Genomic DNA, 13,639 nt, shown 5'->3' with positions numbered 1-13,639 from the left:
GTCTCCTTCCCCCGCTGGCGGGGGAAGGCCGGGATGGGGGACAGCCAGCACAATCTCAATCTAAATCTAAACCGTCAACTCCAATCCAATACCCCGCTCGCGCAGGTCGCGGCACACCGCTTCATCCAGACGGGCATCCGTTACCACATCGGTCAGGCTATCAATCGGCGCGGCGCAATACAGCGACCATGAACCGTATTTACTGCTATCAGCCAGCAGAATGCGGCGGCGCGCGTTGGCCAGCAGATCCATCTTCAATCCGGCTTTCTCTTCGGTTGGCGTGGTAATCCCGCGTTCGATGCTCCACGAGTTGCAGCTGACAAAGGCAATATCAGGATTGATGCTGCGCAGCAAACGGCGACCGTGTTCGCCAATGCACGACTGGCTGGAATCGTCGATACGTCCACCAATAATGGTGGTTTCGATTTGCTTAAACTCCGACAGAAACAGCGCGATATGCAGATCGGCGGTGATGACCCGCAGCTTGAGGTGCGTCAGCTGGCGCGCCAGCTCCAGCATGGTGGTGCCGGCATCCAGCACCACCGCATCACCCGACTGCACGTAGCTGGCGGCAAACTGCGCGATGGCCTGCTTCTCGGCGAGATTACGCTGCATCTTCTCCAGCGTGGTCGGCTGATTGGGGATAAAGCGATTCAGTGTAACGCCGCCGTGGCTGCGGCTGATAACGCCCTCTTTATCCAGCTTGATCAGATCGCGGCGGATCGTCGCTGGCGAGGCAGAAATCGCGCTCACCAGTTGTTCAACAGTGACCAAATTATGGCTCTTCAGATAATCCATAATCTGGTCGAGACGGCTTTGTCCCTTCATATTTCCCTATGCAAGCTGCATCGCGAGTTTAATGGAGATCGCCATGCTCGCAGAGTTCGCTTTACCTGTCCAGGCGATATCAAACGCGGTGCCGTGGTCCGCCGAGGTGCGGATAAACGGCAGGCCCGCAGTGATGTTAACACCATCGTAAAAGCCTAGTAATTTCAGAGGGATATGGCCTTGATCGTGGTACATCGCTACCACCATATCGTACTGTCCTTCCTGACACTGCAGGAACACGGTATCGGGCGGACACGGGCCACTGACATCAATGCCCTGCGCTTTCATGGCTTTAATGGCAGGCGCGACGATGGTGATCTCTTCATCACCAAACAGACCGTTTTCACCGGCATGCGGATTAACGCCTGCCACCGCGATGCGCGGCTGGTCGAAACCGACGCGGCGCAGGAAGCTGTCGGCCATGCCGATCACCGTTTGAATGCGCTCGCCGTTTAAGGTATCGAGGAACTTACGCAGCGCAATATGCGTGGTGACGTGAATCACTTTCAGCTTATCGGTATAGAGCACCATGGCGTAATTTTTGGTGTTGGTTAGTTGCGCCAGCAGTTCGGTGTGGCCGGGATAGATATGCCCCGCCGAGTGCAGCGCCTCTTTATTTAACGGTGCGGTGGCGATCGCCTGCACGTCGCCAGCCAGCGCCAGTTCGGTGGCGCGTTTGACGCAACGCCAGGCCAAATCACCTGCTGCTTTCTGCACCACGCCAGGCTGCAGCGCGGCGGCATCCGCCAGCGGCTCATCAATCACATTGATCATGCCGGGCGCGAAATGCGCATCCTTTACCTGGTCGAGCACGCGCAGTTCAGCCTGCGGCGTGACATGTAAACCCATCACCCGACGCAGCGTGTTAGCACAACCGACCACGACGGCAGGCACGCCCGCTAACTCACCTTCTGCCAGCGCTTTAATGATGATCTCCGGGCCGATGCCCGCCGGATCGCCCATGGTAATCGCAATAATTTTACTCACTCGACTTCTCCTCAATAAAACGAATGGCTTCTACCAGGGTGTTTTCATCACCAAAGCCACCTGCTTTGGTCATCACCGGCAGGTGTAATTCACTGTTAAGCAAAACCCCGTGCGGCACGCAGCCCGCCACAAGGCCCTGAATCTGAAAACCGCGGGCACCTGATGCCTGGGCCACGGCAATCGCCACATCGCCGCCAGAGAGATAAAGCCCAGCAGGCTGCACCTCGCGGCACACGCGGCGGGTTAACTGCGCGAGAAACTGGCAGATGCGTTCGCCCAATAGCTGACGAGAAACCTGATGCTGTTGGCACAACTGCGCAATCTCATGACGCTGCCCGGCATGTTGGGTAGTGCGTACCACGCAATGCGCGCCGTCGTGCAGCGCCTGCTGCATCTCTTGCTGCCACCGTTCAGCCTGCGGCCAGGCCGGTTGGGCAAACAGCTGACGGATATCAATGTCGATAATGCGGATGTCACGCTGGCTGGCGAGGCGTGTAATCTGCTGCTGCGCAATGGCGCTCATCGAACCGACCACCGCCAGCACCGGACGCGACTGACGTGCCGCCAGCAACGCGCCGAGCGCATCGCTGAGCCCGGATGCTCCGGCCAACAACGGACGCGTCTCCAGCGTGGCTGCCGCGGCCATCAACAAGGCAATGTCGGCGTCCTGCTCGATATCCACCACCAGCAAACCTTGCTTGCTGGCCAGCACCTGCGCCAGTTGATCGCTGCGCAGCGTGGCGAGATCGAGGGTTTCACCCGGCAATGTGCTCTGCATCTGCAGACACGTCAGCACATGGCCGCTGGTGACCGGCGTTTTGGGATCGCTGGCGAATTCGCTGTCGATCAAACGCTGCTGATGGATCCACACGTCACCCGCACGCGTGGTGCGTCCGAGCTTCGGCACCGCCGGCACCACTAAGGCTAATGTTTTACCGCTGGCCTGCATCGCGGCTTCGATCTCCGCGCCGGGATTGCCGCGCAGCGTGGAATCGATCTTCTTAAATAACCAACCGTCGTTAGCGATGGCCTGATGTTGCTCAATGGCAGCTCGCGTGCGTTGGGCCGCTTCTTGTGCGCTGGTTGCACGGCTATCGGTGCTGATCACCAGCACATCGGCAGCACCAGCGTCGTGTGGCGTGCTGCTCTCAAACAGCACATGCACACGCGCCCCGGCTTGTGCCAGCCCGCTGCCCGCGTCATTGGCGCCGGTAAAGTCATCGGCAATCACTAAGACTGGCGTTTTCCATGGCGGTGAAGTCATGCTCTCTCCTCTTCCGGCCGCTGCCGGGCTGTAATGATTATATTCAATCATGATTGATTATATGTGAGCAAGATCAAATTAATCGAAATCAAATTGCCCTATAAAATTAGGCACTGCAGTGATGAAACTCGCGCCGATTGAGCAAAATCAATCATTCCGCGCAAAAAACGTAAGGGTAAGAGATGAATATCAACAGCACCGTGATCAGTGGCTTTCAGGCGCTTAATGACCTCAGCTATTTACTGCAAGGTAAAGACAAAGCGCTGCTGGTGACCGATAAGAATATTGAAGCCATTCCGGCGGTACAAAAGCTGATCGCCCAGCTCACGCAGCAGATTGCCAGCCTGAGCATCGTCAACACGGTGCCGCCAGAGCCTAGCCAGCACGATGTAGCAGCCATTGTCGCCGCGCTGCCGAGCACCGATGTGGATCTGGTGATTGGCATCGGCGGTGGTAGCGTACTGGATGTCGCTAAGCTGCTGTCGATTCTATGTGTCGAAGATGCGCCGACACTGGAGGCGTTACTGGCCGGTGAGAAGCCGCACACGCGCACCACTTCGCTGCTGATTCCGACCACCGCAGGTACTGGCTCGGAAGCCACGCCCAACGCGATTCTGGCGATCCCCGAGAAAGAGACCAAAGTCGGCATTATCACGCCGGTGATGCTGCCAGATTATGTCGCGCTGGTGCCAGAACTCACCACCAGCATGCCACCGCACATCGCTTCTTCCACCGGTATCGATGCGCTGTGCCATTTGATTGAGTGCTTTACCGCGACCGTGGCGAACCCGGTGAGCGATAACTATGCGCTGATCGGCATGAAAAAGCTGTTTGCCAGCCTCGAAACCACTATCGCCGAACCCGACAATCTCGAAGCGCGCCTGAATATGCTGTGGGCATCTTATTATGGTGGCGCGTCCATTGCGCATGCCGGTACGCATCTGGTGCACGCCATGTCTTATCCGCTGGGCGGCAAATATCACCTGCCGCACGGCGTCGCCAACGCCATTCTCCTCGCGCCCTGCATGCGCTTTGTACGACCGGCGGCGGTGAGCAAATTCGCTCAGGTTTACGATCTGCTGTCGGATGCCGACATCACGCTGGACGACGAAGCCAAATCCCACGCGCTCGTGGCGTATTTTGCCGCACTGGTGAAGCGCCTGAAGCTGCCCGCCAGCCTGGAAGAGCTGGGTATCGGCCCGGATCATTTGCCGTATCTGGTGGAAGCCGCGCTCGACGTGCAGCGCCTGATGAAGAATGTACCGATGAAAGTGGGCGCCGAAGACGTACGAAACGTCTACCTGACGCTGTTTCCGGCTTTGAATCACTAAGGATCATCGAGGACAACATGAGTAAGAAAATTCAGGGCGTGTTAACCGCCATCGTCACCACCTTTGATCGCGACGGCGCATTCAACCCAGCCGCCCAGCGCGAGCAGGTACAACGCCAGTTAAGCGCCGGCAACGGTATCTTTTGCGGCGGCACCAACGGCGAATTCTTCGTGCTGAACGAACAGGAGAAGCTGGCGGTAACGCAGACCTGCGTTGATGAAGTGAACGGCAGCGCACCGGTGGTGGCGCACATTGGCGAGATCTCCACGCGTGAAACCATTCGCCTTGGGAAACAAGTGGCGAAGCTGGGCGTGGATGCGGTTTCGGTCATCACACCCTATTTCGTGCCGCTAAAGCAGGAAGAGCTGATTGCCCACTATCGCGCGGTGGCTGACGCCATCGACGTGCCGCTGTTCCTTTACAACATTCCGGCGCGCACCGGCAACACGCTGCAACCGGAAACCGTACGCACGCTGGCCGCACACCCAAACATCATCGGTATCAAAGACAGCGCCGGCAGCTATGAGAGCCTGAGCGGCTTTCTGCAAGCGGCTGCAGGCATCAACGGTTTTGATGTGCTGAACGGCCCGGATTCGCTGATCCATCAGGGCTTTGTCGACGGCTGCTCGGCCTGCATTTCTGGCCTTGCTAACGTGGCGCCTAAAGAGATCAACGCGATTTGGGCGCGCTTCCATGCTGGCGATATCGAAGGTTCGCGCCTGGCGCAAGAGAATGTGACCGGTCTGCGCACCGATCTGTATAGCGTCGGCTTCTCTCCCGCCGCAGTGAAAAAAGCGGTGACGCTGCTTGGTTTTGAGGTTGGTGACAGCCGCTACGCGGTGAGTTTCTCTGCCGAAGAAGAGCAGAAAATCCGCCAGATTGTGAATCAGTATTTGCAGTAATTAGAGTCATCACTATAGCAGCGTGAAGCCGATTTCAATTGCCGCACAAGCCGTAGCGGCGCGATTTTTCGCGCAATAAATTGCGCCGCTACGATGCATGCGATCCGCGGGAACGGTATTTATTTTCAACATCGGGAAGAATTATGAAAGTCATCTGTACCTCACCGTCGTTTGCAAAATATGACGCGACGCCGATAACCACGCTGCAACAGCACGGTTTTGAGCTGATCACGCTGCCCGCCGATGCGCCGCTGAGCGCACTCCAGCCGCATCTGGCGGACACCGTGGCGCTGATCGTGGCTTTTACCGACATCAACGAAGAGCTGCTGGCGTTAGCACCGCAGCTGAAAATCGTCTGTAAGCACGGCGTTGGCGTCGACAACATCAATCTGGATGCCACGCGTGTACGCGGGATTTACGTCACCAACGTGCCGGATGCCAATAAACATGCTGTCGCTGATTTCGCCTTTGCTTTGATCCTTAACAGCGCGCGTCAGATCACCCAAGCCGCCATCGAAACCCGAGCGGGCAGCTGGCCGCGTATTTTTGCCACCGACGTGTACGGTAAAACGCTGGGCATCATCGGGCTGGGCAATATTGGCAAGCAGGTCGCGCTGCGCGCCAGAGGTTTCAACATGCGGGTGATCGCGTTTGATTTTTATCCTGATGAGCCGTTTGCTGCTGAACACGGCATCGAATTCGTCACGCTGGATCAGCTGACCGAAACCAGCGATTTCATCACTCTGCACATGCCGCTTACCGACAAAACGCAGAATCTGTTTGATGCCGCGCGCCTCAAACGCATGAAGAAAAATGCCTTCCTGATTAATGCCTCACGCGGCGGCGTAGTGAATGAGCAGGATCTTTATCAGGCGCTGCTGGATAACGTGATCGCCGGAGCAGCGGCTGACGTGTTTGTGCAGGAACCGCTGACCGAGCATCCGCTGTTTACGCTTAGCAACTTCATTCCCACTTCGCATATCGCCGGTTACACCGACGGTGCGATCAGCGCGATTGGTGAACGCTGCGTGACGCAAATTGTGCAGTGCATCCAACAGGGCGAACGCCCAATCAACGTGATGAACGGGCTGGAATAACACGCCGCCTTATCCTGTAACCTTTTTCGAGTGGATAATTACTATGACTAACTCTGCGCGCTCGAGTCGTATCCGTTGGTGGATTGCTGGCCTGATGTGGCTGGCCATCGCCATTAACTACATTGACCGCACCGTTCTCTCGGCAGCGGCTCCGCATCTGATCAAAGAACTCGATATCAATCCTGAAATGATGGGCTTCATCATGGCGGCGTTCTTCTGGTCTTATGCGCTGTTGCAGATCCCGGCGGGCTGGTTTGCCGATCGCTTCGGCCAGAAAAAAGGGCTTGGTATCGCCGTCGGCTGGTGGTCGATCGCCACCATGGCGATGGGACTAGCGACCGGCTTTAAATCGCTGCTGGCGCTGCGTTTAGCACTCGGCGTCGGTGAGGCCGCCGCCTATCCCAGCAACGCGGGCATTACCGCGCGCTGGTTCCCGGATCGCGAACGCGCCACGGTTTCTGGCCTGTTCGACAGTGCCTCCAAATTTGGTGGTGCGGTGGCCATGCCGCTGATCGTCTTTATGATCGCCCTGTTCGACTGGCGTCTGACCTTCCTCGCTATAGGCGCGCTGGGCTTGTTCTGGGTGATTGCCTGGTACTTTATTTACGCCGAGAATCCGGAAGATCATAAGTCGATAAGCCAGCAAGAAGTGCGCTTCATCCGTAATGGCCAGACGCAAAAGCACGGCGACAAAAGCGTGCGTCCGATGAAGTGGTACAAGCTGCTGCGCTATCGCAATATCTGGGCAATGTGCATTGGCTTCTTCACCATCAACTACACCTCCTATTTCTTTATTACCTGGTTGCCGACCTATCTGGTGAAAGATAAAGGCATGGATTTCCTCAAAATGGGGATGGTGGCTGCGCTGCCGCTGATCTGTGGCATGGTGATTGAAGTGCTGGCGGGTTGGGCATCGGATCGGATGGTGCATAACAAAGTGCTGTCGCTGACCGCTACACGCAAACTGTTTCTCACCATCGGCCTGCTGATGGCGCTGTGTATCGGATTTGCCCCGTTCACCGATTCGGTGTTTATGACCGTGCTGCTGCTGTGTATCGCCAAATCCGGCACCACCGTGGCGGCATCACAAGTGTGGGCCTTGCCGGGCGATGTCGCACCGCAAAACAGCGTGTCGATTGTGGCGGGGCTGCAGAATACCGTTTCAAACATGGGCGGCGCGGTGGGTCCAATCATAACCGGCGCGATTGTTGGCGCAACCGGTCACTTTACCTGGGCGCTGGTGTTCTCGGCGGTGCTGGTGGTGATTGGCATTCTTAACTATCTGTTCCTGATGGGTAAAGTTGAACCTATCGTCGATGAGGAACAGGTGACGCATGCGCATTCCGTGGCAAGTGGCGCGGCGCGGTAATCGTCTGGGTCGCCATCAATGGCGACCTTACTGTTTAGTTATTTACCGGCAATAAACAGCCGATAAGCGGCAATCACTGCAAGAAAATCGTCGACGCCACAGAAAGAGAGGCTCTCTTCGTCGTAATAAGTCATGCCCTCTTCCATGCCGTCATCTTCCAGCGCCAGCTGGTTGGCACGAATCATCACCTCTTCATCATCCAGCCACAGCGTGTATTCATGCCCGACACGCTGCCACTGATTGATGGTGCCTTTCACCTGTTGGGCGGCGGCCTCAACTTCATCCAGCAACGGCAGATTGTCTTTGACCTCTTCGTTGAACCAGTGCCCCACCGCTTCGTGGTCCATCGACATACGCACTTTGACCTGACCGGTCAAATCACGCAGAAATTCATATTCCATGATTGCCTCATACTGATGACGCGCTGTGCAGCACAGTGTTAGTGCATTTTGTGCGCAGCACGCTGAATAAAGTGGGATCGCGCTCGCATTATGCCTGGAGATGTCAGCGGAAAAAAGGGCATAAAAAAAGGGACGATTTTCATCGTCCCCTTGTTCATCCCGATAACCGATTAAACGGCAGTCTGGAAGATCACTGTGTCGGCTTTGTCAGTGTATTGTCCCAGCTGATCAAAGTTGAGGTAGCGATACGTGTCAGCCGCGGTCTTATCAACCTGCAGCATGAACTGCTGATACTCGTCCGGCGTTGGCAGCTTGCCAAGCAGCGAAGCGACCGCCGCCAGCTCTGCTGACGCCAGGAAGACGTTCGCACCGGTACCCAGACGGTTCGGGAAGTTACGGGTTGAGGTGGAAACCACCGTCGCGCCGTCTGCCACACGCGCCTGGTTACCCATGCACAGTGAACAGCCCGGAATTTCGATACGCGCACCGCTCTTACCAAAGACGCTGTAATAGCCCTCCTCGGTCAGCTGTGCGGCGTCCATTTTGGTTGGCGGCGCAACCCACAGACGGGTTGGCAGCTGGCCTTTATGGGCATCCAGCAGTTTACCGGCCGCGCGGAAGTGACCGATGTTGGTCATGCACGAACCGATGAACACTTCGTCAATCTTCTCGCCCTGCACGTCAGACAACCAACGCGCGTCATCTGGATCGTTCGGTGCGCACAGAATTGGCTCTTTGATCTCGGCCAGATCGATATCGATCACTGCCGCGTATTCAGCATCCGCATCGCCTTCCAGCAGTTGCGGATCGGCCAGCCATTTCTGCATGCCTTCAATGCGGCGCTCCAGCGTACGACGATCGCCGTAGCCTTCCGAGATCATCCACTTCAGCAGCACGATGTTCGAGTTGAGATACTCGATGATCGGCTCTTTATCCAGCTTGATGGTACAGCCGGCAGCAGAACGCTCAGCCGAGGCATCGGTCAGCTCAAATGCCTGCTCAACTTTCAGTTTCGGTAGACCTTCGATTTCCAGCACGCGGCCAGAGAAGATGTTTTTCTTCCCTTTCTTCTCAACGGTCAGCAGGCCAGCTTTAATCGCATACAGCGGAATGGCGTGTACCAGATCGCGCAGGGTGATACCCGGCTGCATTTCGCCTTTGAAGCGCACCAGCACCGATTCCGGCATATCCAGCGGCATCACGCCCGTCGCAGCAGCAAACGCCACCAGACCAGAGCCTGCCGGGAAGGAAATACCGATTGGGAAACGGGTGTGTGAGTCACCGCCGGTACCAACGGTATCTGGCAGCAGCATACGGTTCAGCCAGCTATGGATAACGCCATCGCCCGGACGCAGCGACACGCCGCCACGGTTCATGATGAAGTCTGGCAGCGTATGGTGCGTGGTCACGTCAACCGGCTTCGGATAGGCGGCGGTGTGGCAGAATGACTGCATCACCAGGTCAGCGGAGAAGCCGAGGCACGCCAGGTCTTTCAGTTCATCACGGGTCATTGGACCGGTGGTGTCCTGAGAACCGACAGAGGTCATTTTTGGTTCGCAGTAGGAGCCCGGACGGACACCCTCTACGCCGCACGCGCGGCCGACCATTTTCTGCGCCAGCGAGTAACCGCGGGTGCTAACAGCCACATCTTTGGCTTGCACGAACACATCGCTATGCGGCAGACCCAGCGATTCGCGCGCTTTGGTGGTCAGGCCGCGACCGATGATCAGCGGAATACGACCGCCAGCACGGACTTCGTCCAGCAGCACGTCGGTTTTCAGCTCAAAGGTCGCCAACAATTCGTCGGTTTCGTGATTGCGCACTTCGCCTTTGTACGGGTAAACGTCAATGACATCGCCCATGTTCAGACGATCAACGTCGAGCTCGATCGGCAAGGCGCCCGCATCTTCCATGGTGTTGAAGAAGATTGGAGCAATTTTACCGCCGAGGCACAGACCGCCGCCCTTTTTGTTTGGCACGTAAGGGATATCATCGCCCATAAACCACAGCACCGAGTTGGTGGCGGATTTACGTGAAGAACCGGTACCGACCACGTCGCCGACGTAGGTCAACGGGAAGCCTTTGGTCTGCAGTGCTTCGATCTGTTTGATCGGGCCAATGTTACCCGCATCGTCGGGTTCGATGCCTTCACGGGCGTTTTTCAGCATTGCCAGCGCGTGCAGTGGAATATCCGGACGTGACCATGCATCCGGCGCCGGAGAGAGGTCGTCGGTGTTGGTTTCGCCGGTCACTTTGAACACGGTGGTGGTAATTTTTTCAGCCAGTTTTGGACGCTTCAGGAACCATTCGGCATCGGCCCATGACTGGATAATTTTTTTCGCGTGTGGGTTACCCGCTTTGGCTTTCTCTTCGACATCGTAGAAGTTATCGAACATCAGCAGCGTGTGAGACAGGGCTTCGGCAGCAATCGGTGCTAAGGCTTCATCTTCTAGCGCTTCAATCAGCGCATGGATGTTATAACCGCCCTGCATGGTGCCCAGCAGCTCAACGGCTTTTTCGCGAGTAACCAGAGGAGAGTGGGCTTCGCCCTTAGTGACAGCTGCCAGGAAACCGGCTTTTACGTACGCCGCTTCATCAACACCTGGTGGGACACGGTTGACCAACAGGTCGGTCAGGAATTCTTCTTCACCCGCTGGCGGGTTTTTCAGCAGTTCAACCAGCGCGGCCATTTGGGAAGCATCTAACGGCTTAGGTACGATTCCCTGGGCAGCACGCTCGGCAACGTGCTTACGGTATTCTTCTAGCACGACGTTCTCCTCGCTCTCATTGTATAGCTTTCCGGTGCACCCCTTGATGCTGTCGAACAGTAGGGTGAGGTGCCCGGTTCCGCGTGGGGCAGCATAGCAGCATTTCGCCTGATTGTTAATCTGTTTACAAAAAAGCAACATTCGTGCGTTTTTTAGCAGCTTCATCTGCAAATTGAGCGGGATCACATAAAAAAGCAGGCTATGAAAGCCTGCTTGTTCTCATGTACGCAGAAGAGTGTTAACGATCAACCAGCACGAATTCGCTGTCGTTATAGCGTTCGCCCAGAATATTTTTCTCGCTAAACCACTCGTCCAGCGTGGCGACATCCGCATGACGTAATGCTAAATCGGCGGCGGCGCAGTTCTGTTCCAGATGGGCGATTTTGCTGGCACCGGGAATCGGCACAATAAACTCGCCTTTTGCCAGCACCCACGCTAACGCTAGCTGGGCAGCCGTCGCGTCATAACTTGTAGCCATCTCGGTAAGTTGATTTACTAACTTCTGGTTATGAGCCTGCGCACCCTGCTGAAAGCGCGGTAGCGAACGACGGAAATCATCTTCCGCTAAGGTGGCGGCAGCCGGGAATTTGCCGGTCAGAAAGCCGCGTCCCAGCGGGCTGTAAGGCACAAAACCGACGTTCAGTTCACTACATGTGGCGAGGACATCTTGCTCCGGATCGCGTGACCACAGCGAATATTCACTTTGCAGCGCCGAAATCGGATGCACCGCATGCGCGCGCCGCAAGGTGGCGGATGATACCTCAGACAAGCCGAGATATTTCACCTTCCCTTCCCGCACCAGATCGGCCATCACGCCCACCACGTCCTCGATTGGCACCGCCGGATCGAGACGATGCTGATAGAGCAGTTCGATAGTTTCCACACCAAGACGCTGCAAGGAACCTTCGACCGCATGACGAATATGCGCCGGATCGCTATTCACCCCGGTAATCCGCTGCCAGCCTTCGCCCTGATCGGTAATGCGAAAACCAAACTTGGTGGCGACTTTGATATCGCTGCGCCCTTTTATTGCTTTTGCCAATAAGCTCTCGTTGGTGAATGGACCATATACTTCGGCGCTATCGAGAAAATCGACCCCCAGCTCAAATGCCCGCGCCAGCGTGTTCAGCGCCTGTTTCTCATCATTTTGCCCATAGGCGAAGCTCATGCCCATGCAGCCTAATCCCAGCGCCGACACCACTAGTCCCTGATTGCCTAATTGACGTTGTTGCATTGTTTAATCCTCTTCGCTGTTGGTGTTAATGTTATAAACCTCAGCAATCACGGCAACAATTGAGGCATTCTTGCCGATTTAGTGAGTAAAACTCAGCAATGAATAAATACCGTGCGTCTATGCAGGAACTGGAGATGTTTGCTGCCATCGCGCAGCATCTGAGCTTTCGCAAAGCAGCGGAGGAGCGCAACGTCACGCCTTCCAGCCTGAGCCACGCGATGCGCCATTTCGAAGCGCGTTTAGGGGTGCGGCTGCTCAATCGCACTACGCGCAAAGTGGCGCTGACTGAAGCCGGTGAACGCTTTTTACAGCGCATTCAGCCTGCGCTTGCCGATTTGTCGCAAGCGGTGGATGAGCTCAACGACTGGCGCAACGATCCACGCGGCGTATTGCGCATTAGCATGCCGCGCTCGGCGGAAGCGCTGTTCTTCGATACGCTCATTTTGCCGTTCTTGCTGCGCTATCCCGAGATCACACTGGAGATCGACAGCAACGATTCACTGCTGGATATCGTAGAGGCCGGATTTGATGCCGGCGTACGCTACGGCGATGTGCTGGCCCAGGATATGGTGGCGGTGCCATTTGGCGCACCAATGCGGGCGCTGGCGGTGGCAAGCCCGGCTTTTATTGCACAGCATGGCGTACCGCATCAGCCTGCTGAACTGTTGCAATATCCCTGCATTGAAAGACGCTTTCCCAGTGGACGACGTTATCGCTGGGAATTCTGGCAGGATGGCCGCAAACAGGAAGTGGCGGTGAAAGGGTCGCTGGTGCTGGATAACAATGAGCGGATATTACACGCAGCGCGCGCGGGCGTAGGCATTGCCTTTCTGCATCAAGGTACGGTGCGGGAAGATTTAATTCGCGGTGACTTAGTAGAAATACTGGCGGACTTCACTCAGGTAGAAGAAGGATTCTGGCTCTACTATCCGAGCCGTAAATATCTTTCTGCTCCGCTAAGGCATTTTATTGATTGGCTTAAAGAAATTAATAGATAATTAAAAACATCCATTACTCGATCTATTTAAATGGTTAGATAATATATGAATCCATTAATCATAAATAATTTTAGAATTAAGGTGAAATATAAAAAGTTTGGCGTACACTGCCTGCGGGCGCTTGAGGCAACTTGCTTCAAGCTGAAAAGATTGGGGTAGGTTGTGGAGAGTGAACCCGTGAGATTAATTTTCATTAACCACACGGGTGAGCGACTTAACACCCTAACACCTAGACAATGTCAGGGTAGTCGCTTGCTCGTGCTAAATCAAGAGGAACGTGACTATGAAGTCTATATTCAGCAAGCTGATTATCAGCGGACTCATTCTATTAGGATTGTGTCTGGTTAATCGCAGTTCACTCTGTGAATTACGATTACGGATATTCACTGCTGAATTATCGGCTGTTATGGCTTACGAACCACAACAGTAAAACTTCACTAGCGGGAGTTCGCTCCCGCTA

12 protein-coding genes are annotated in these 13,639 nt (G+C 55.7%); 6 read left to right on the top strand and 6 right to left on the bottom strand.

From position 1 onward, the window contains the following. Positions 1-66 precede the first annotated feature (66 nt). Genes DEU53_RS14480 through DEU53_RS14470 form a run of 3 tightly spaced genes read right to left on the bottom strand, consistent with a single transcriptional unit; the run spans position 67 to position 3,079 of the window. A complete protein-coding gene (locus tag DEU53_RS14480; RefSeq protein WP_110867548.1) occupies positions 67-828 on the bottom strand; it encodes a DeoR/GlpR family DNA-binding transcription regulator in 762 nt (253 codons plus the stop codon). Positions 829-834: 6 nt separating this feature from the next. Continuing rightward, a complete protein-coding gene (locus DEU53_RS14475) occupies positions 835-1,815 on the bottom strand; it encodes a D-threonate 4-phosphate dehydrogenase (RefSeq protein WP_110867547.1) in 981 nt (326 codons plus the stop codon). Further along, positions 1,808-3,079: a four-carbon acid sugar kinase family protein gene (locus tag DEU53_RS14470; RefSeq protein WP_110867546.1), complete on the bottom strand. Its 1,272-nt coding sequence runs from the start codon at positions 3,077-3,079 to the stop codon at positions 1,808-1,810. The genes DEU53_RS14475 and DEU53_RS14470 overlap by 8 nt, the downstream gene beginning before the upstream one ends. A gap of 182 nt (positions 3,080-3,261) precedes the next feature. Between DEU53_RS14470 and DEU53_RS14465 the strand changes: the two genes are divergently transcribed. The 4 genes from DEU53_RS14465 (at position 3,262) to DEU53_RS14450 (ending at position 7,778) form a co-directional block, all read left to right on the top strand. Beyond that, complete coding sequence (locus DEU53_RS14465) at positions 3,262-4,410, top strand: iron-containing alcohol dehydrogenase (RefSeq protein ID WP_110867545.1); 1,149 nt, start codon at positions 3,262-3,264, stop codon at positions 4,408-4,410. A gap of 17 nt (positions 4,411-4,427) precedes the next feature. Then, positions 4,428-5,312, top strand: coding sequence for a dihydrodipicolinate synthase family protein (locus DEU53_RS14460; protein ID WP_110867544.1), 885 nt, complete (start codon positions 4,428-4,430; stop codon positions 5,310-5,312). A 143-nt stretch (positions 5,313-5,455) separates the two neighbouring features. Continuing rightward, entirely contained in the window at positions 5,456-6,409 is a 954-nt protein-coding gene (locus DEU53_RS14455) for a phosphoglycerate dehydrogenase (RefSeq protein ID WP_110867543.1), read from the top strand. Between the two features lie 43 nt (positions 6,410-6,452). Then, complete coding sequence (locus tag DEU53_RS14450; RefSeq protein WP_101762087.1) at positions 6,453-7,778, top strand: MFS transporter; 1,326 nt, start codon at positions 6,453-6,455, stop codon at positions 7,776-7,778. A 38-nt stretch (positions 7,779-7,816) separates the two neighbouring features. On the opposite strand, the gene yacL is transcribed toward DEU53_RS14450, so the two are convergent. The 3 genes from yacL to DEU53_RS14435 all read right to left on the bottom strand — a co-directional run bounded on the left by yacL (position 7,817) and on the right by DEU53_RS14435 (position 12,181). Beyond that, positions 7,817-8,179, bottom strand: coding sequence for a protein YacL (gene yacL, locus DEU53_RS14445; protein WP_101762088.1), 363 nt, complete (start codon positions 8,177-8,179; stop codon positions 7,817-7,819). 170 nt (positions 8,180-8,349) lie between these two features. Continuing rightward, complete coding sequence (gene acnB / locus DEU53_RS14440) at positions 8,350-10,947, bottom strand: bifunctional aconitate hydratase 2/2-methylisocitrate dehydratase (RefSeq protein ID WP_101762089.1); 2,598 nt, start codon at positions 10,945-10,947, stop codon at positions 8,350-8,352. Between the two features lie 238 nt (positions 10,948-11,185). Beyond that, complete coding sequence (locus tag DEU53_RS14435) at positions 11,186-12,181, bottom strand: aldo/keto reductase (protein WP_110867542.1); 996 nt, start codon at positions 12,179-12,181, stop codon at positions 11,186-11,188. A 98-nt stretch (positions 12,182-12,279) separates the two neighbouring features. Between DEU53_RS14435 and DEU53_RS14430 the strand changes: the two genes are divergently transcribed. Together DEU53_RS14430 and DEU53_RS23325 are read left to right on the top strand one after the other, a co-directional pair. After that, a complete protein-coding gene (locus DEU53_RS14430) occupies positions 12,280-13,179 on the top strand; it encodes a LysR family transcriptional regulator (protein ID WP_110867541.1) in 900 nt (299 codons plus the stop codon). A gap of 283 nt (positions 13,180-13,462) precedes the next feature. Next, entirely contained in the window at positions 13,463-13,609 is a 147-nt protein-coding gene (locus tag DEU53_RS23325; RefSeq protein WP_110867540.1) for a Hok/Gef family protein, read from the top strand. Positions 13,610-13,639 lie beyond the last annotated feature (30 nt).

This window comes from Pantoea sp. AG1095, from assembly GCF_003208415.1.
Classification (GTDB): domain Bacteria; phylum Pseudomonadota; class Gammaproteobacteria; order Enterobacterales; family Enterobacteriaceae; genus Pantoea; species Pantoea leporis.
This window is presented reverse-complemented; position numbering and strand designations above follow the sequence as displayed.

Bases quoted from the DNA above. Each gene is read 5' to 3' on its own strand.
- DEU53_RS14480 (WP_110867548.1), bottom strand. From the start codon at position 828: ATGAAGGGACAAAGCCGTCTCGACCAGATTATGGATTATCTGAAGAGC.
- DEU53_RS14470 (WP_110867546.1), bottom strand. From the start codon at position 3,079: ATGACTTCACCGCCATGGAAAACGCCAGTCTTAGTGATTGCCGATGAC.
- DEU53_RS14465 (WP_110867545.1), top strand. From the start codon at position 3,262: ATGAATATCAACAGCACCGTGATCAGTGGCTTTCAGGCGCTTAATGAC.
- DEU53_RS14460 (WP_110867544.1), top strand. From the start codon at position 4,428: ATGAGTAAGAAAATTCAGGGCGTGTTAACCGCCATCGTCACCACCTTT.
- DEU53_RS14455 (WP_110867543.1), top strand. From the start codon at position 5,456: ATGAAAGTCATCTGTACCTCACCGTCGTTTGCAAAATATGACGCGACG.
- DEU53_RS14450 (WP_101762087.1), top strand. From the start codon at position 6,453: ATGACTAACTCTGCGCGCTCGAGTCGTATCCGTTGGTGGATTGCTGGC.
- yacL (WP_101762088.1), bottom strand. From the start codon at position 8,179: ATGGAATATGAATTTCTGCGTGATTTGACCGGTCAGGTCAAAGTGCGT.
- DEU53_RS14435 (WP_110867542.1), bottom strand. From the start codon at position 12,181: ATGCAACAACGTCAATTAGGCAATCAGGGACTAGTGGTGTCGGCGCTG.
- DEU53_RS14430 (WP_110867541.1), top strand. From the start codon at position 12,280: ATGAATAAATACCGTGCGTCTATGCAGGAACTGGAGATGTTTGCTGCC.
- DEU53_RS23325 (WP_110867540.1), top strand. From the start codon at position 13,463: ATGAAGTCTATATTCAGCAAGCTGATTATCAGCGGACTCATTCTATTA.